Annotated in this window: 13 protein-coding genes and 1 pseudogene; 5 read left to right on the top strand and 9 right to left on the bottom strand. The window is 30.1% G+C overall.

Annotated features, from left to right (window positions below; genetic code table 11):
• Window positions 1–299: pseudogene (locus RH98_RS16080) on the top strand (EamA/RhaT family transporter); the annotation flags it as partial.
• A 361-nt stretch (window positions 300–660) separates the two neighbouring features.
• Window positions 661–840, top strand: coding sequence for a hypothetical protein (locus RH98_RS16075; protein WP_237717535.1), 180 nt, complete (start codon window positions 661–663; stop codon window positions 838–840).
• 139 nt (window positions 841–979) lie between these two features.
• Here RH98_RS16075 and acs read toward each other — a convergent pair whose 3' ends face one another.
• The 5 genes from acs to pyrG all read right to left on the bottom strand — a co-directional run bounded on the left by acs (window position 980) and on the right by pyrG (window position 8939).
• A complete protein-coding gene (gene acs, locus RH98_RS11225) occupies window positions 980–2887 on the bottom strand; it encodes an acetate--CoA ligase (RefSeq protein WP_010254752.1) in 1908 nt (635 codons plus the stop codon).
• Between the two features lie 135 nt (window positions 2888–3022).
• Window positions 3023–3961, bottom strand: a complete 939-nt coding sequence (locus RH98_RS11220) for an NAD(P)H-dependent flavin oxidoreductase (protein WP_010254749.1) — start codon at window positions 3959–3961, stop codon at window positions 3023–3025.
• 16 nt (window positions 3962–3977) lie between these two features.
• Window positions 3978–5189 (bottom strand): tRNA 2-thiouridine(34) synthase MnmA, encoded by a 1212-nt coding sequence (gene mnmA / locus RH98_RS11215; RefSeq protein ID WP_010254747.1) that lies wholly within the window; start codon window positions 5187–5189, stop codon window positions 3978–3980.
• A 177-nt stretch (window positions 5190–5366) separates the two neighbouring features.
• Complete coding sequence (gene yidC, locus RH98_RS11210) at window positions 5367–7256, bottom strand: membrane protein insertase YidC (protein ID WP_010254744.1); 1890 nt, start codon at window positions 7254–7256, stop codon at window positions 5367–5369.
• A gap of 69 nt (window positions 7257–7325) precedes the next feature.
• Complete coding sequence (gene pyrG / locus RH98_RS11205) at window positions 7326–8939, bottom strand: CTP synthase (protein ID WP_010254741.1); 1614 nt, start codon at window positions 8937–8939, stop codon at window positions 7326–7328.
• A gap of 295 nt (window positions 8940–9234) precedes the next feature.
• On the opposite strand from pyrG, the gene RH98_RS11200 reads away from it, so the two are divergent.
• Both RH98_RS11200 and RH98_RS11195 read left to right on the top strand, forming a co-directional pair.
• A complete protein-coding gene (locus RH98_RS11200; protein WP_010254738.1) occupies window positions 9235–9900 on the top strand; it encodes a MarC family protein in 666 nt (221 codons plus the stop codon).
• Window positions 9901–10421: 521 nt separating this feature from the next.
• Window positions 10422–11888 (top strand): amino acid permease, encoded by a 1467-nt coding sequence (locus RH98_RS11195; protein ID WP_010254737.1) that lies wholly within the window; start codon window positions 10422–10424, stop codon window positions 11886–11888.
• Window positions 11889–11932: 44 nt separating this feature from the next.
• Here the strand turns inward: RH98_RS11195 and RH98_RS11190 are convergent, their stop codons facing one another.
• The 4 genes from RH98_RS11190 to def all read right to left on the bottom strand — a co-directional run bounded on the left by RH98_RS11190 (window position 11933) and on the right by def (window position 16762).
• Window positions 11933–13933, bottom strand: coding sequence for a S8 family peptidase (locus tag RH98_RS11190; RefSeq protein ID WP_010254735.1), 2001 nt, complete (start codon window positions 13931–13933; stop codon window positions 11933–11935).
• 884 nt (window positions 13934–14817) lie between these two features.
• Complete coding sequence (mazG, locus tag RH98_RS11185; protein WP_010254733.1) at window positions 14818–15594, bottom strand: nucleoside triphosphate pyrophosphohydrolase; 777 nt, start codon at window positions 15592–15594, stop codon at window positions 14818–14820.
• A gap of 97 nt (window positions 15595–15691) precedes the next feature.
• Window positions 15692–16111, bottom strand: coding sequence for a DUF5606 family protein (locus RH98_RS11180; protein WP_010254731.1), 420 nt, complete (start codon window positions 16109–16111; stop codon window positions 15692–15694).
• 63 nt (window positions 16112–16174) lie between these two features.
• The gene (gene def / locus RH98_RS11175) at window positions 16175–16762 is read right to left on the bottom strand and encodes a peptide deformylase (RefSeq protein WP_010254728.1); all 588 of its coding nucleotides are present in this window, start codon (window positions 16760–16762) and stop codon (window positions 16175–16177) included.
• Window positions 16763–16914: 152 nt separating this feature from the next.
• On the opposite strand from def, the gene RH98_RS11170 reads away from it, so the two are divergent.
• Window positions 16915–19213, top strand: a 2299-nt coding sequence (locus RH98_RS11170; protein ID WP_010254725.1) for an FUSC family protein, incomplete at its 3' end; no start/stop codon positions are given.

The raw sequence follows: 19213 nt of genomic DNA, 5'->3' as shown, positions 1-19213 counted from the left end.
GAAGTGTTTCTGTAGGTGTCCTATTTAAGTTTGCTAAAAATTATTCTGTAGATATTCTACAAATGGTGATATTAAATTATATTGTGACAGCTAGTCTTTCTTATTTTATTTTTAATGTGGATATTAAAAATATTCCAGCTAATTTACCTTACAATACAGTTATAACTTTAGGGATCCTATTACCTCTTTTATTTATCATACAATATAGATCTATTTTGAATTCAGGGATAATCAAAACTGATATTGCTCAAAGAATGTCATTGTTTATTCCAATATTAGCAGCAATTTTTTTTATTTAAGGAAAATATTAGCCTATTAAGATATTTTGCTTTAGCATTAGGATTGCTATCTGTTTATTTTATCATTAATAAAAAAAATATTGAAAGTAATAGACTAAGTAAAAGCCAATCTATTTATCCTTTACTTGTGTTTTTAGGTTTTGGAATTATTGATATATATTTTAAAAAGCTAGCCCTATATAGTTTTATCCCCTATACAAGTAGTTTGTTTTATGTATTTTTCTTAGCATTTACAATATCAATTCTTTATTATTTTATTAATCGATTAATAAGAAAACAAAAACTTTTTTTAATTAACAAATACTCATTAAGTTTTGGATTGTTATTAGGTGCCTTAAATCTTATAAATATTTTATTTTATATGAAAGCTCATCAAGAATTTGCTAGCAACCCTACAACAGTATTTGCAGGAATGAATTTTGGAGTAATAATATTAGGTACTTTAATTGGGTACTTTGGGTTTCAAGAATCATTATCTAAAAGAAATCTTTTAGGGCTTGTGTTTGCTTGTATTTCGATTGGATTGATACTTTATTTTTAGATGACTCCACTCACCTATTATAAAGTTAATAATATTGATAATTTTCCTATTTCACATAATATATATTATTGATTTTTAGTAATATAAGGCAAAAAAGCAATTATATATTAGTATAATTGCTTTTTCATTGTCTTTTTGATTATATTTTGTGTTCAATTATATTCTGAATAGTTTCAGGATTTATCAATGTTGATACATCTCCAAAATCTTTTGTTTCACCATTAGCTATTGAACGTAAAATACGTCGCATAATTTTACCAGATCTTGTTTTAGGTAAACTATCGACAAATTGTATCTTATCTAACTTAGCAATTGGTCCAATGTGACTAGAAATATATTGATTAATTTCTCTTTTAAGATTCTCTTTGTCACGAGTTTCCCCTTCCACTTTTAAAGTTATGAATCCATAAAGTGCATTACCTTTTATTTCGTGTTTATATCCTACAACAGCACTTTCTGCAATAGCTGGATGTTCATTAATGGCATCTTCTATTGGTGCCGTTCCTAAATTATGTCCTGAAACAATTACAACATCATCTGCTCTACCTGTGATACGGTAGTACCCTACTTCATCTCTTAAAGCATTATCGCCAGTAAAGTATTTTCCAGGAAACTTAGAAAAATATGTTTCTTTATAACGTTCATGATCATTCCAAATAGTTCTAGCCAATGATGGCCAAGGGAATTTTACACATAACGCACCATCAATTTGATTATCTTCAATCTCATTTCTTTTATCATCCATTAATACAGCTTGTATACCTGGTAAAGGTAAAGTTGCATAAGTTGGTTTAGTTGGCGTTATAAATGGTAATGGTGAAATAAGAATACTTCCAGTTTCAGTTTGCCACCAAGTATCCACGATAGGGCATTTTTTCTTTCCTACATGGTCATTATACCAGTGCCATGCTTCCTCGTTTATTGGTTCTCCAACGGAACCAATGACTCTCAAACTTGATAAATCGTGTGAATTTACGTAGCTATAATCTTCAGTCATTAAAGAGCGAATTGCTGTTGGAGCAGTATAAAATTGAGTTACTTTATATTTATCGATGATATCCCAAAATCTACTAGGTGTAGGATAAGAAGGCACACCTTCAAACATCACTGTAGTCGCACCATTTAACAAGGGACCATAAATAATATAAGAGTGCCCAGTAATCCACCCACAATCTGCAGTACACCAGAAGATATCTTCCTCTTTGTAATCAAAAATATTTCTAAAAGAATAGGCTGTCTGAACCATATATCCTGCAGTAGTATGTACCATTCCTTTTGGTGTACCTGTAGATCCAGAGGTATAAAGTATAAATAGTGGGTCTTCTGCATCCATTACCTGAGCTACGTGATTATTTGAAGCTTCTTCTAATAAAGGTTCCAACCAAAGATCTCTACTTGCTTTCATTTTTGTTTCTATACCAGTTCTTTTTACAACTAGTACTTTTTCAACACTAGGACTAGATTCTAGTGCTTCATCAATAATTGGTTTTAAAGGAATTGTTTTGCTACCTCTAAAACTACCATCAGAAGTAATTACATATTTACACTCTGCATCATTTATACGCTTAGCCACTGCTGAAGATGAAAATCCTGCAAATATAACGCTGTGAATTGCACCAATTCTAGCACATGCTAACATAGAGCCAGCAAGTTCTGGTATCATTGGTAAATAAATACATACCCTATCCCCTTTTTTAACTCCTTGATCTTTTAGGACATTTGCCAATTTGCTTACGCGGTTGTATAAATCGTTATATGTAATGTTCTGAGCTTCCTCTTCTGGATTATTTGGTTCAAAAATAATAGCTGATTTCTCACCTCTTTTAGCAAGATGTCTATCAACACAATTCTTAACTATATTAAGTTTAGCATTAATGAACCATTGAAATTTTGACTCTTCCATATCAAATTCGAATACCTTATCCCAAACTTGATACCAAACAAAATTCTCTTCTGCTATTTTGCTCCAGAATTTTCTAGGTTCTCGAACTGATTTTTTATAATGTTTAAAGTATTGTTCTAAATTATCTATTTTATAATAACTCATGGTTTAGTAGTGTTTTTTTAAAGTTGTTCTATTCTTAGTTCTTAAATATATAATATTCTTCATATATTACAAAAAGTCATACATTATTTTTAATAAAAAAACAATATATGACTTTTATGTATTTTGGAACTATTTTTAAAGATTTAAGATATTGTTTTTAGCATACTCAAATTCTTTGATAATTTCCTTGATTATATTTTCGACAGTATCTACTTTTTTTAATAAACCTGCTATTTGTCCTATTTCTAATTCACCATTAATTAAGTCTCCTTCAAACATTCCTTTTTTTGATCTACCTCTTCCTAAATACTCTTTTAATTCTTCAATTGTTGGGTTATTAGCATAAACATCAAGTAAACCATTATAAAATTCATTTTTAATTAAACGAACTGGAGCAAGCTCTTTTAGACTTACCATAGTATCTCCTTCATTAGTATTAACTACTAATTCTTTGAATTTATTATGCGCTGAACTTTCTACAGAGGCGACAAATCTAGTACCCATCTGTACTCCATCTGCTCCAAGTACCATTGCTGCTAACATTCCGCGCCCTGAAGCTATACCACCAGCTGCTATTAATGGAATATTAATTTTTTCTCTGACCATGGGTATTAAAGTCAATGTTGTTGTCTCTTCTCTTCCATTATGACCTCCTGCTTCAAATCCTTCTGCAACTATAGCGTCTACTCCTGCTTCCTGAGCTTTTAGTGCGAATTTTGATGAACTTACTACATGTACAACTGTGATACCGTTTTCTTTTAAAAATGAAGTCCAGGTTTTTGGATTACCTGCTGAAGTAAATACAATTTTAATTCCTTCTTCAACAATGATATTCATTATCTCTTCAATATTAGGGTAAAGCATTGGAACATTTACGCCAAAAGGTTTATTTGTAGCTTTTTTACACTTTTGGATATGCTCTCTTAAAACTTCTGGATACATTGATCCTGCACCAATTAGTCCTAATCCACCTGCATTACTTACTGCACTGGCAAGCTTATAGCCACTATTCCATATCATTCCTCCTTGAATAATAGGATACTTAATATTAAAAAGAGATTTTATTCTATTCATTGTCTTGATTAATTAGTTAAACTTTAGATATTACCCCCGAACCTATAAGTTCTTCTCCTATATGCCAAGAAACGAATTGTCCTTCAGTAATAGCTGATTGAGGTTCCTCAAATCGGACATACATTCCATCTTGCATCTTATATAAGGTTGCTTTTTGTAATGGTTGACGATATCTTATACGCGCTAATATAGACATTGTTTCCCCTGCTTGCAAAACCATATCTTCTCTTATCCAATGTATTTCATCCTCTTTAACAAATAAAGCCTTATGAAATAATCCTGGATGTTGATTTCCTTGTCCTGTATAAATGATATTCTCTTTTACATCAGTTGCAATAATAAATAAAGGTTCTGCCGTTCCTCCTACATTTAATCCTTTTCGTTGACCGATTGTAAAGAAGTGTGCTCCATAATGTTCCCCCACTTTTTTACCCATAGATGGATTATAAGTATATGATTTAGCTTCTTCAAAAAGTTGCTCTTCTAAACTTAAAGATGATAAATCTTTTTGAGTGTTAAAAATTTCAGCTTCTTTAGGAATCTCATAGATAAAACCATCTTTTGGTTTTAATTGTTGTTGTAAAAATTCCGGTAAACGAACTTTTCCAATAAAACATAATCCTTGAGAGTCTTTTTTATCAGCAGTTATTAAGTTCATTTTAGTTGCTATTTCTCTTACTTGAGGTTTTAATAACTCTCCAACAGGAAATAAAGATTTAGCTAATTGCTCTTGCGATAATTGACACAAAAAGTAAGATTGATCCTTATTAGGGTCAACTCCTGCTAACAACTTGTAAACTGTCTGTTGTGTACCATCTTCATTTGTAATAACTTCTTCTTCTTTTCGACAATAATGTCCAGTAGCAACGTAATCCGCTCCTAAGCTTAATGCAATTTTCATGAAAACATCAAACTTAATCTCTCTATTACATAAAACATCTGGGTTTGGAGTACGACCGTTTTCATATTCATTGAACATATAATCTACAATCTTCTCCTTATATTGCTCGCTCAAATCAACTGTCTGGAAGGGAATTCCTAACTTCTCAGCAACCATTAAAGCATCATTACTATCTTCTAACCATGGACATTCATTAGAAATGGTCACTGTATCATCGTGCCAATTCTTCATAAATAATCCGATAACTTCATATCCTTGTTCTTTTAGTAGATAAGCGGCTACACTAGAGTCCACTCCTCCTGAAAGACCTACTACTACTCTTTTCATAAAATATCCTTTCGATAAAAATAAGCTGTAAAAATACAATAATATAAAAGTAATACATAAGCTTTTTATAAAGCTTTAACCTTAATAAATATTTAGAATACCATGTTAGTCTTTATTTAATCTTTGACCACAAAAAAAGGTTCACTATTTAGTGAACCTTTTTTATATTGAAATCAATTATTTATTTTTTTGCTGCTCTTTCAATCTTTGTTGCTCTTGAGCTTGCTCCATCATCTTTTGGAATCTTCCTTTCGGTTTTTTCTTTGTTTTGTTTTCTGCAATAATAGCGTGAATTTTATCTTCTTTTACAATATGGTTTTTAATAACATACATAATTCCAATTGTAATAGAGTTTGAAATAAAATAGTATAAACTCAATCCTGATGCGTAGTTATTAAAGAAGAATAACATCATCAAAGGAGAAATATAAATCATTACTTTCATCAATTTACCCATATCAGGCATCCCTTCTTGTTGAGGCTGCGCCATTTGTTGATCTCCTGTTGTCATTTTCATATAAATGAAAATTGCTATAGAAGCTAATAATGGGAATAAACTTACGTGATTACCATAGAATGGAATACTAAAAGGTAAATGTAAAACAGAGTCATATGATGACAAGTCATCTGCCCATAAGAAGCTTTTCTGACGTAAATCAAAAGCTGATGGGAAGAATTGGAACAACGAATAGAAAATAGGAATCTGTAATATTGCTGGTATACATCCTGCCATAGGATTCACACCTGCTTTTGAATACAAATTCATCGTTTCTTGTTGTTTCTTCATTGGATCGTTTTTATATTTCTCGTTAATCTCTGTAACTTCTGGACGAATAGCTTTCATCTTAGCTTGAGATAAATAAGATTTATAAGTCAATGGAGAAATCAATAATCTAACCAATACAGTTAATACTATAATTGCAATACCGTATGGTAAGAAAGAACTTAATACGCCAAACACTGGAATAAATAAGAATCTATTTAACCAACCAAATATTCCCCAACCTAATGGAACAATATTATCTAAGTTTTTACCGTATGATTTTAATATTTTATAGTCAGAAGGACCAAAATACCAATTCATATCATAGTTCAATTCACCAGCAGTAAATTCTAATGGCATTGTACTAGCAAAGTCTTTAGTGAATAAAGTATCTACTTTCTCATCTAAAACAAGGTTTTTAGAAACTAAACTTGCAGTAGAAAAAGGTTTACTAGTCAACAAAATTGATGAGAAAAAGTGTTGTTTATAAGCAATATAAGAAACATCTTTTACTGTTTTTTCATCTGACTTACTTGTAGCACTTAAATCGTTATCTTTTCCGTTTTCATATTCATAATATAAACGAGTATATCTATTTTCATAGGCTACACTTTTTTCGTTTACATATGCTTCTAAATCCCAGTTTAATTCAGGTGTTTTAGATAAATCAATAATTTTGCTTAAACCTTGTGAACGAATTACAAAGTCTAACATATAGTCGTTAGGTTTCAGTACATAACGGAATTCTAAAAATTGATTTTCAGACGCTTTTAAACGCATTGACAATACTTGATTTTCACCTTCAGTACTCAATTGAGGTTCAAAATATAAATCTTTAGTATTTATAACGCGATTGTCAGTAGTATGTAATTCTAAATTAAAACTTGAATTATTATCTTTAATCAAAGAAACAATCTCATTTGAAGATTTACTAAATCTCTTATTATTGTTGATTTGAACTTCGCTTAGATAACCACCTTTATTGTTTATAACAAGAGTTAATTTTTCACTTTTAAGTTCTGTACTTCCTCCTTGAGCAGATGGCAATGTCGCACTATAAGCAAATTGACCTAATTTAGCACGCAATGATTCGCTTACTAGAGAATCATTTTGAACTCCTTCATCAGCGATCTTTTCTGTACTAACTACATCAGTTTTTTCAACTACTTCCTTCTGTGCTTGTTCAGCATCTTTTTTCATAGCATCTTGCTCTTTGTTGATATTGTTTAACATCATCCAAATAAGCAAACCAGCAATAATAATAAAGCCGACAATGCTGTTACGATCTAATTTTTTTCCTTCCATTACTTAACTTGTAATTGATCAAATGTTTTGAAATTTACTCTATAATTTAAGAGCGACTTACCTAAAAACTTATTTAGTTTTATTTTCAATCGCTGCTTTTACAAAACTCACAAAAAGAGGATGTGGTTTTGCTACAGTACTTTTATACTCTGGGTGGAATTGTACACCTACAAAAAATGGATGTGTATCTAATTCTACTATTTCTATTAGTCCTGTCTCAGGATTCCATCCTGAAGTATTTAATCCTCCTTTTTCGAAATCTTCTAAATATTGATTATTGAATTCATATCTATGGCGATGACGTTCATTAATTAAACTTTCTCCATAAATCTCAAATGCTTTAGAACCTTCTTTTAATTTACAGTCCCAACCACCTAAACGCATTGTACCTCCTTTATCAGTAATATTCTTCTGATCTTCCATAAATGTAATAACTGGATATTGAGTACTTTCGTTTACTTCTGTTGTATTTGCTCCTGCAAATTTTAATACGTTTCTCGCATATTCTATAACAGCCATTTGCATACCTAAACATATTCCTAAGAAAGGAATATTATTCTCTCTTGCATATTTAACTGTTTCTATTTTTCCTTCTATTCCTCTTGAACCAAATCCAGGAGCAACTAATATTCCGTCTAAATTCTTTAATTTCTCAATGACGTTGTTAGCTGTAATATGGTCTGATTGAATTGAAATTATATTTACTTTAGATTGATTCTCTGCTCCTCCATGAACTAGCGCTTCTAAAATAGATTTGTAGCTATCTTGTAATTCTACATATTTCCCAACTAATCCAATATTAACAACATGCTTTGGATTTTTAAGTTTATGTAAAAATTCATTCCATTTAACTAAATCTGGCGTTTTCTTTTCAGGTAATTCCAATTTTTTAAGCGCTACTTTATCTAAACCTTCTTCTAACATTAAATTAGGAACGTCATAAATAGTTTCAGCATCGATAGATTGAATAACCGCTTCTGGCTTAACATTACAAAACTGAGCTAATTTTTGACGTATCTCAGAACTTAAATTATGCTCTGTTCTACATACAAGAATATCAGCTTTTATACCACTTTCCATTAAAGTTTTAACTGAATGTTGCGTAGGTTTAGTTTTTAACTCTCCTGCTGCAGCTAAATAAGGTACTAATGTAAGATGAACAACGATTGCATTATTATCACCTAATTCCCATAACAATTGTCTCACTGATTCAATATATGGAAGAGATTCAATATCCCCAACAGTACCACCAATTTCTGTAATAACTATGTCATATTCACCAGATTTGCCAAGCAATTGCATACGCTCTTTAATCTCATTAGTAATATGAGGAACTACTTGAACAGTTTTTCCTAAAAATTCTCCACGTCTTTCTTTTTCAATAACTGAAAGATAAACTCTACCAGTAGTTACATTATTTGCTTGAGAAGTAGGAACATTTAAAAATCTTTCATAATGACCTAAATCTAAATCTGTTTCAGCACCATCATTGGTTACAAAACATTCACCATGTTCATAAGGATTTAACGTCCCAGGATCAACATTAATATATGGATCAAATTTTTGAATAGTAGCAGAGTAACCTCTTGCTTGCAGTAATTTTGCAAGGGAAGCTGCAATAATACCTTTCCCTAAAGATGAAGTAACTCCTCCTGTAACGAAAATATACTTAGTCTGTTTCATTTAGTCGTCTATTTGTTGTGTTGTTAAGAATAAAACTTGGCAAAAATACAACTTTCCAAGGGATTCTTCTAATTTTATAATGCTTAAAAGTTCATGATCCATGTATTTTTTGTTAACACCAACAACTATAATACCATTCTTTTCCAAATAATTAAGTACAGTTATTATTAGTTTTAAAAATTATTATTTATCAATGAATTCTTTAATAAAAATGTGATTTTTGGAGTTATATATTTATACAAGCATTACTTTTGTAATAAGTAAAATGTACATATAAATCGTTTAAAAATAGTAGATGAGTATTTTTCAATCTTTTTTTCAGCAAACATTAAGTGCCTTTATGACATTATTCCCTGTTGTTAATCCAATAGGCATAGCCTTTATCATTAATTCATTTTTTAGTACTCTATCTAAAGAGCAAAGATATATCTCCACAAAAACGTTAGTTTACTATTCCTTTTTTTTATGTGTAGTTTGTTTATTATTAGGACAATTAATCTTAATGATCTTTCACTTATCAATTCCTATAATACAAGTTGGTGGAGGATTTTTAATATGTAAAACAGCATTAAATTTATTAGCTGACAAACCAGAAACAAAAGATAAACCTGAACAAGATTTGACTGCAGGTTCTTATATAAAGAACAAATTATTTTACCCTCTTACCTTTCCTATTGTCATTGATGCTGGTACAATATCTGTAATATTTGCCTTAGCGGCTAGTTCATTTAGTAAAGAAATAGAAACAACAATAGTTAACTTCTCCTCTATTTTTATAGCAATAATTTTGTGTTGCGTAATGCTTTATATTTTTACGCATCAGGCATTTAATATAACTAAACGCATCGGTACAAGTGGTGCTCAAGTAATAAATAAGATGTGTGCTTTTTTTACCTTTTGTGTGGGACTAAATGTTATATACGAGGGTATAATTGCCTTAATTGAATTACATACAAAATAAGTAAGAACTTAAACGTACAATCTTATGCTTCTATCTATCTGCCAAATAAAATTAACGTTTACTATTCTTTTTAATTAGCAATAGATAATTATATAATATCTTAATTTTAAGCATATTACATTTATTTTATATAGGATTTAAAGTTATAATAGCGTTATATTTCTTTCATACTTGCTGAACATCTACTCAACAATACTTTAAGAAATATGTTTTGTTGACCGAATATTGATTTGTCTTTATATATGTTTATTATGAAAACAAATCTTTTCTTTTGGAATAATTTGTGTAAAACAAATTATATTCGGATTAAAGATAAGTTCTCCGAATATTTGTTTCTCCACCTTACATTTATTAGAATTATATTTATGTTTTTAAAATTAAAATCAAATCTTATTTACATTAAATTTATATTTTTTACTTATAAATAACTATTATTTTTAGTATTTTCAATATTTTATTGAATTAAATACATTGGTTAGTGTGCTTTTATTTTTACCTTTGCCGTCAAATTTTAAAGTTTAATGGAGCAAAAAAATACAAAAGTAGTTAGAGGATTAAAAGCAAGACATCTTTCAATGATAGCAATTGGAGGCTGTATCGGAACCGGTTTATTCATGGCAAGTGGAGAAGCTATCCGGTCAGCTGGACCTGGTGGAGCATTGATAGCTTATGCTGCTATTGGTTTAATGGTCTATTTTTTGATGACTTCATTAGGAGAGATGGCTACTTATTTACCCGTTTCTGGATCATTTAGCACCTATGCTGCTAGATTTGTAGATCCGTCATTTGGTTTTGCATTAGGTTGGAACTATTGGTTTAATTGGGTAATTACTGTTGCTGTTGATGTTTCTATTGCTGCGATTGTTATATCTTATTGGGAGCCAATGACTGTTATACCTACTTGGGGTTGGAGTATGTTATTTTTTGGAATTATACTTTCACTTAATATGCTATCTGTAAAAGCTTATGGTGAATCTGAATATTGGTTTGCTTTTATTAAAGTAGTTACTGTTATTATCTTTTTAATTGTTGGTTTATTGACTATTTTCGGGATATTAGGTGGTGAATATATTGGTTTTAAAAATTTTACACTGGACCAAGCTCCGTTAGTTGGAAAAGGTTTTTCAGGCAAATTCTTAAGTATATTGGGTGTTTTTCTTATAGCAGGTTTCTCGTTTCAAGGTACTGAATTAATAGGTATTACAGCAGGAGAGTCAGAAAATCCAGAAAAGAATATTCCTAAAGCAATTAAGCAAGTGTTTTGGCGAATATTAATTTTCTATATTTTAGCAATATTTGTTATTGGTATGATTATTCCATACACAAGTCCGCAATTACTTGGAGCAGATGTTTCTGAAGTAGCAAAATCTCCTTTTACATTAGTATTTGAAAAAGCACATTGGGCATTTGCTGCAGCATTAATGAATGCAGTAATATTGACTTCAATTTTATCAGCTGGAAATTCTGGAATGTATGCCTCTACTCGTATGCTTTATGCAATGGGAAAAGAAGGAATGGCATTTAAACTTTTTTCAGGAACTAATAAAAACGGAGTACCTGTTTTTGCACTATTAGCTACCGCTTTAATCGTTTTAGTTATTTTTATTATACAAGCTAATTTTGAAAATGCTGTAGATTATGTATTAGCAGCATCCGGACTTACTGGTTTTATAGCTTGGCTAGGAATAGCCATAAGTCATTATAGATTTCGAAGAGCTTATGTCTTACAAGGTAAAGATGTGAAGGATTTAGTCTATAAAGCAAAATGGTTTCCATTTGGACCTATCTTAGCATTAATACTTTGTATTTTGGTTATTATTGGGCAAGACTCACAGCTTATTTTCGAAGGTGTTTTTGATTGGAAAGGAATTATGATTACTTATATGGGAATACCATTTTTCTTATTCTTTTACTTTTATCACAAGTTTCGTTTTAAAACTAAAAAAATACCATTAAAAGAAGTAGATTTAAGTAAACATAGAGATTAATAATTTAATATGAAGTCGGGCAAATATAACTTTGCCCGACTTTTTTATTTTTTAATAATTTTAAAACTCTTAGATAAGTCACTTGTTTTAATCTTAATAAGATATGTACCGGGCAAAAAATGTGAGATATCAATATCCTTTGCTGATGCTAAATTTTTATCAAACATGAGTTTACCACTTGCGCTATAAATAGATAGATTAAAGTTGCCATCTTTAATATTTTCGAAATTTAAGATTCCTAAACTAGGATTTGGCCATAGGTAGACTTCTGCTTGTTGTGATTTAATACTATTCGAAATTATTTTAAAAGAAACATTTTTATCAGATGATATAATTAGTGAAAAGTGCTGCTTAAGGTCATGTAAAGTACCTTTGTGAGAGATTTTTACTTTAAAGTTCTTTTTTTGCATGTACTCTATTTCTATTTTTTCAATATTATCAACATCATTATCTCCAGTCTTGGCAGTAAAGTCATTAAAGTTTTTATTTAAATACCACGGACTATAAACCTCTTGATCAACAATTATCCTCATATCTAAATCGTTAACTAATGCTTTATTATATCTTCTATTTACAATTCCTTCATAGTCTAATTCACCAGGTGGATCTGTCCATGCTAAAGTAGCTGTAACATCATTAAAATCCTCATCCCCTTCTATTTCGAATTCGATAACTTCACTATTATTTAAGGTTCCCTCTAAAAGCAAACTTTTAGACTTAGTGCTATATTGCAACACTTCAACTCCTTTTTTTGCATTAATAACCCCCCAACCTACCATAGGATTTGGACCACGAGGAACAATCTTACATTTATATACTCTAATTGGTGTAGCGGTATGCGCCATTAAAGCGCGTAGTGAAGATGAATTTAGAGGCATTTTTAAATTTTCAATAGCCCATTGTTGCCATAGTGCAAAAACTCCAGTAACTACAGGAGTTGCCATAGATGTCCCTGACTTTTTACCATATAAATTATTAATTGGTATTTCATTTCGACCATAATCATGAGGTGCATAAGTAGAATATATATTACTTCCTGGTGCAGCGATATCAGGTTTTATTCTAAAATCTTTAGTAGGACCAAAATTAGATGTTGAAGAGACAATAATTGCCCCATCTACTGATCTATCGTCTATATTAGCAACTGTAACTATATTTTTTGCAACAGACATTCCTGTTAATAAATCATATCCCCAATGTTCTTTGTTGATAGACCTAAAATCCTCTCTATTATTACCAGCAGCCATTACAGGTTGGTATTTGTGGGCATTATACGTAATTAGATCAACATCAATAGCGCCTCCGTGATAGGCTCCTAGTAGAAATTTATCAATTAATAAAACTCCATTATAATTCAATAATGTAACCCCATAGGAATGGTTAGAAAGTAATAGACCATTCTTAGCAGCATAATGCATTTCTACGATATCGTTATCCCAAGTATATGCCTCTAATGTCGCTTTATTTGCAACTCCTTTACTTTTAGGATCTTTTCCTCTAGATATTAAGATTCCTGCTACATGTGTTGGGTGACTTTGTCTATATTGATAACTTTTATAGAAGCTCTCAGTTTCTTGATCAAAATTCGGAAATTCATCTTTAATTTCAATATTGTCCTTTAATTCTATGTGATCTGCAAAAGGTAAAGCTCCCTCCCATAATCCAATTTTAATATTATTGCCTTGCAGAAAGTTTCCATATCTATTTCCAGCTAATATAGGAAAGGCTTTAACCGTGCGTCCTGCTTTCTCACTTTGATTTGAATAATAAATAGGATTTCCAAACTCATTAATTCCTATAAATTCGTTATAATCACCATGTTTGTCAATAAAAAAAGAAGGAGTATTAGTTTTTTGAAGATATTTAACTATGTGTTTATTTTGTTGGTTTGATTTACGCTTTAAATACCTAGAAATTTCTTCATTAACCTCTTTATTATACTCACGCAAAACTCTATTTTTCACTTCTAAAGTTTGTCCTAAAGTAGACTGTGAAAATATAGCAAGAGTTAGTAGTAAAGCATGAGTTACTTTACTTATTTTCATGATATATAGAATGTTTCTTATGTTGTAATATATATCGTGAAATAATTATGCCAATTTTTTATAAAAATTTGTTTACAATTATTAATATGTTTTTTTTATTTGTATATATATAAGAATATTATTTTTTTAATAGAGAGATAATTAAAATTTGATAAATAAAGGGAGTTACTTTTTTTAATGAAGTAATCGAGATTTTTTAGTTTTCTAAACTTTTGAAAATCAAAACCAGCAATACCATTAATAAAGTAATCATGATAGGAGAATTTTAGAATTACTTAATAGATTAGTTATGTCTTTACAATAGACTCCTATATTAAATAAAACCTTTGTATATCAATAAGCTATGAGGTTTTCTGTAAACACTTTATCCATTTGAGTAAAATAAAAACTGCATCACTTTTTTTTATCCTAAAAAAACATATCTATTTAAATTACAACAAGTTATCACATAAATAATTTTTAGGTCAAAAATTAGAATGCTTTGCCAAAGCCTGTGTTTATAAGCACTCTAGCTAAATCCTTCAACAGTTCTTCAACAATCTCCCATGATTGCTCTATATAGAAGGCTAATTATTGAAGGAGTCTTGAAGAACTGTTGAAGCGTTGTTGAAAAAATCATATCCTTTATAGTGATAAAGGCAAATGTGGAATCCTTGATTCCACACATCATTTTTAGGTAATTCTATTCGAAAAGATTTCTAAATAATTAAAAGATTTATTTTTTAAAAGTTTAAAAATAAAATGACTCTAATGAATGGGATGATCGATAATAAGATGAAGTTATCTTATCTTTCTAGTTTTATGAAATTTCTATACCTCATCTTTATTTTTCAATGAGTCAAGATAATCTAAAAGGAACTCTCTTTCTTTTAATAAAGATACTGTTATTGTTTTTTCTTTGCTTCTTCCCAAAACAAGTTCATTTCTTCACTAGAAAGATTTGCTATACTATTTCCTTTACTTATAGCTGATTTTTCTACCTCTTGAAATCTCTTTATAAACTTATCATTAGTCATACTAAGCGCTTTATCAGGGTCAATACCAACGAATCTAGCATAGTTAATAAGTGAAAATAGAATATCGCCAAATTCTTGTTCCATCTTAGAAGAATTATTTTCTTTTTCTTCTAATTGGAACTCAGCGATTTCTTCTTCAACTTTATTCCAAACTTCTTTTTTATCTTCCCAGTCAAACCCCACTCCACTAGCTTTTTGTTGAATGCGATATGCCTTTATTATTGATGGTAACCCTTTTGGTACTCCACTTAATACAGATTTATTTCCTTCTTTTAGTTTTAATTTCTCCCAATTCTGTTCTACATCGTTCTCGTCTTTTACGATTGTATCGCTATAGATATGAGGGTGTCTGAAAATCAATTTATCAGAAATACTATCTGCAACTTCTTTTATATCAAATAAATTTTGCTCACTACCAATTTTAGCATAAAAAAAGATATGCATTAAAACATCTCCTAGTTCTTTCTTTAAATCATCATAATTTTCAATTTCTATACTATCTGTTAACTCATAAACTTCTTCTAAAGTCAATGATCTTAAAGAATTAAAAGTCTGTTTTTTATCCCATGGACATTTTTCTCTTAACTCGTCTAATATAGTAAGTAAACGATCTATGGATTTAAGCTGTTCTTCTCTAGTATGCATTTTATTAATTTATTTGTAACAATTTATAAAATAAAAGCTCGCTTACAAAATGTAGGCGAGCTTTTTTATATTTAATACTTTGATTTATATAGGCTAATTATTGCGCATCATCAGTTTTCTCAACTTCTTTAAATGCTTCTGCAATAGTTCCTCTTTTTTGTAAAATATTATACCAGTTTAAAACTTTTTTAATATCTGACACATAAACTCTTTCCTCATCAAACTCAGGTAAAACTTCTCTAAAGTAAGCAACTAAAGTTGGATTGTCCTCTTTGTGAGAAATAGCTGGTCCATTATTTTCTTTTGTTGCTATATTTTTGAATACCTCAAATAATTTTACTTCATCGTTGTAAGTATAAATAGAGATTTCAGATAATAAACTCACATTATTTCTTAAACCTACTGTACTCTTTTTTCCATCTGCTAAAGATTCAGCAATAAATCCTGTACGAGTCTGTACTAATAACTCATATAAACCTGGTTTTCCTGAAATAGCTAATACTTTTTCTAAACTCATTTTTTCTAAAATTTCACATTAAGATGCGCAAATATCTTAATTAGTTATTAATTTCCAATTTAATTATCTACCTTTTTTTTGTGCAAACTTCATTTTGTACTCTGTAAATATTTTTCCTTCCAAAATGTTTGTTAGTTTTTTCGAAATAATCTTTTTCTTTAGCGAAGAAATTTTATCAGTAAATAGAACACCTTCAATGTGATCATATTCATGTTGGATAACTCTTGCAACTAAACCATCAAATTCATCTACGTGTTTTTCGAAATTCTCATCGTAGTATTCAATAGTGATTTTTTCTTTTCTTTTTACTGGCTCATGAATGTCTGGAATACTTAAACAACCTTCATTAAAACTCCATTCTTCCCCTTCTTCTTTTAAAATTTTAGCATTTATAAAAGCTTTTTTAAATGTAGAAAGAAATTTAGCTTCTTCTTCCTCGATATCTTCCATATCTGAGAAAGGAGCAGCATCAACTACAAATAAACGAATAGGTAATCCAACTTGTGGTGCAGCTAAACCTACACCATGTGCAGAGTACATTGTTTCAAACATATTTTCAACAAGCTCTTTTAGATTGGGATATTCACTAGTGATGTTCTCCCCTACTTTTCTAAGTACTGGATCACCATACCCAACTATTGATAATATCATGATTTATATATTTTTCTTTAAAAAAATTGAGTAGCAAAATTAATGAAAAATATAGTAATAATTAATACCACAAATTATTTTTGAACTTTTATTTGTTTTATATTGCTATCTTGAAAAACAGAAGTCTAAAATTTTAGTAAGAGAAAGCCAATATGCTAAGTAAAGCAAGAAAATACACTGACAATTCCCATCTAGCAGATTCCTTAAAAATTACAATATCAGCAGTAATACCTTTTTTGGTTTTAATGCCTTATAAAGAATTTAACTGGGCTTTTGCAGCTGCTTTAGGAGCTATGTTGACAGCTCCTGTTGATATTCCTAGTAATCTAAAAGATAAATTAGGAGGACTTTTAGTTGGTGCCTTTACTGTACCTGCAGTAACACTTGTCTTATCGTTAACACATGGGTATTGGTTTTTTTATCCAATCTTTGTTTTAATTCTTTTTTCTTTAAGTATGGTGTCAGTATATGGGCATCGTGCTAATATGTTATCATTTACTGGTTTATTAGCTGCCAGTCTTGGTTTAGCACATAGTTATACGGGTCAAGATTTATGGATACACTGTTTAATGCTTCTTTTAGGAGGGTTATTATACTTGCTAGTATCTGTTACTTTCTACTTTGTTAGACCTAGAAGATATGGAATTCTACAGGCGTCAGAATGTATGACACTTACATCTGAGTATTTAATGTATAGAGCGCAGTTGTGGAATAAAGACGCTGATATTAATAAGATAACTGAAGAACAGCTAAATATTCAAATCAAGCTGAATGAAGTTCATGAAAACTTACGTGAATATTTAGTACGTAATAAGGCTAATACTGGCAACTCATCAAATAACCGACGCTTATTGGTGGCATTTTCTACACTAGTGGAGATATTAGAAATAGCGGTATCTACTTCTTTTGATCACAAAAAGTTAAGAGAGTTGTATAAGGAACGTAGAGATATTATAGATGACTATCAACAGCTTGCATTTGACTTAGCATATACAATTCAAGAGCTTGGAGAAGCTTTAAATATGGGCTTAAAATACAAGCCTAAGAAAGATTTGAATAAGCAATTAAGAGAATTGCAAATCAAAGTTAGTGAGTTTGTAAAAGAAAGTAATTCAGATACAAAAACAGAAGCTGTCTTAATGTTTTCTAACGTTTTACACTATGCACAAGGGCAAATTAATAAAATAAATATTCTAGAACGTATTCTTATAGAAAAGGCATTTAATGCTAATGTAGAAGAGCGATTCAAAGATCTAGAGAAGTTTCTTACTCCAGTACATTACCGCTGGGAAACTTTAAGAGAGAATTTAAACTTTACCTCTACAATTTTTAGACATGCCACTCGCCTCACTTTAACGATTCTAGTTGGTTTAATTATCAGTAACTTTTTTAATTTATTAAACGGTTATTGGATTTTACTAACTATTGTTGTGATTATGCGTCCTGGTTTTGGACTTACTAAAAAGAGGTCTTTTGAGCGTGTAATTGGTACAGTAGCGGGTGGATTATTAGCTTTTGGACTTCTTTATGTTTTAGATAGTAATGTTACTTTAATAGCATATTGTACAATAATAGCTATGATAATTGGCTACTGGTTTTCGCATACTGATTACAAAATTGGTGTGACATTTATAACCATGTATGTTGTGCTTATTTATGCAATTTTAACTCCTAATTTTATGGAGCTTCTTCAATATAGAGTAATTGATACGTTTATTGGAGCTCTTCTTGCCTTTAGTGCAAATTATTTGCTATGGCCGTCATGGGAGTTTCTAAACGTTAATACACATCTTTCTAAATCAGTTCAAGCAAATAAAGAGTATGTAAAAGAAATCACTCTATTATATAATGAAAAAGGAGAAGCAAAATTGCCTTATAAACTAGCAAGAAAATATGCTTTCATCGAGATAGGAAATTTAATGGCATCTTTTCAGCGCATGATACAAGAACCTAAATCAAAACAAAAACTTAGAACAGAAATCTATGAATTAGCTGTATTGAATCACACTTTCTTATCGACAGCTGCTTCTATTGGTATATATGTACAATCTAGACACACTACTAAGGCTTCTGAAGCCTTTAATATTGTAATGGATTATGTAGATAAGAACTTAAGTACTACTATTAACCTGCTTGATCTAGCTACGTCACAAGAGCAATCCAATACAATTTCGGAAGAAGTAGTTGAGAATTATAACTTAAGTATTACTTATTTGAAAGATATTAGAGAATATGAGTTAAAGAAGACTTATTCTGATGATAATGAGATTAAAGATTTAATGGAAGAGTCTATTTTAGTGATAGAGCAATTGACTTGGTTGGCGCAACTTTCAGAAAAAATATTAAAAGTAAGTAGAATAATGGCGGAAAAGAAACTACAACAAGTTCCTCGTAGAATACGTTTTGCCAATCCTACTTCCCTATTTAGAATAAAAGAAAAAGGCTCAAATT

The organism is Myroides injenensis M09-0166, from assembly GCF_000246945.1.
Classification (GTDB): Bacteria; Bacteroidota; Bacteroidia; order Flavobacteriales; family Flavobacteriaceae; genus Flavobacterium; species Flavobacterium injenense.
The sequence above is the reverse complement of the archived record's forward strand: the minus strand, read 5'-3'. Positions and strand labels throughout refer to the sequence as shown.

What these genes read in the sequence shown, in the direction of transcription:
- RH98_RS16075 (WP_237717535.1), top strand. Translation starts at nt 661, where the DNA reads ATGAAAGCTCATCAAGAATTTGCTAGCAACCCTACAACAGTATTTGCA.
- acs (WP_010254752.1), bottom strand. Translation starts at nt 2,887, where the DNA reads ATGAGTTATTATAAAATAGATAATTTAGAACAATACTTTAAACATTAT.
- RH98_RS11220 (WP_010254749.1), bottom strand. Translation starts at nt 3,961, where the DNA reads ATGAATAGAATAAAATCTCTTTTTAATATTAAGTATCCTATTATTCAA.
- mnmA (WP_010254747.1), bottom strand. Translation starts at nt 5,189, where the DNA reads ATGAAAAGAGTAGTAGTAGGTCTTTCAGGAGGAGTGGACTCTAGTGTA.
- yidC (WP_010254744.1), bottom strand. Translation starts at nt 7,256, where the DNA reads ATGGAAGGAAAAAAATTAGATCGTAACAGCATTGTCGGCTTTATTATT.
- pyrG (WP_010254741.1), bottom strand. Translation starts at nt 8,939, where the DNA reads ATGAAACAGACTAAGTATATTTTCGTTACAGGAGGAGTTACTTCATCT.
- RH98_RS11200 (WP_010254738.1), top strand. Translation starts at nt 9,235, where the DNA reads ATGAGTATTTTTCAATCTTTTTTTCAGCAAACATTAAGTGCCTTTATG.
- RH98_RS11195 (WP_010254737.1), top strand. Translation starts at nt 10,422, where the DNA reads ATGGAGCAAAAAAATACAAAAGTAGTTAGAGGATTAAAAGCAAGACAT.
- RH98_RS11190 (WP_010254735.1), bottom strand. Translation starts at nt 13,933, where the DNA reads ATGAAAATAAGTAAAGTAACTCATGCTTTACTACTAACTCTTGCTATA.
- mazG (WP_010254733.1), bottom strand. Translation starts at nt 15,594, where the DNA reads ATGCATACTAGAGAAGAACAGCTTAAATCCATAGATCGTTTACTTACT.
- RH98_RS11180 (WP_010254731.1), bottom strand. Translation starts at nt 16,111, where the DNA reads ATGAGTTTAGAAAAAGTATTAGCTATTTCAGGAAAACCAGGTTTATAT.
- def (WP_010254728.1), bottom strand. Translation starts at nt 16,762, where the DNA reads ATGATATTATCAATAGTTGGGTATGGTGATCCAGTACTTAGAAAAGTA.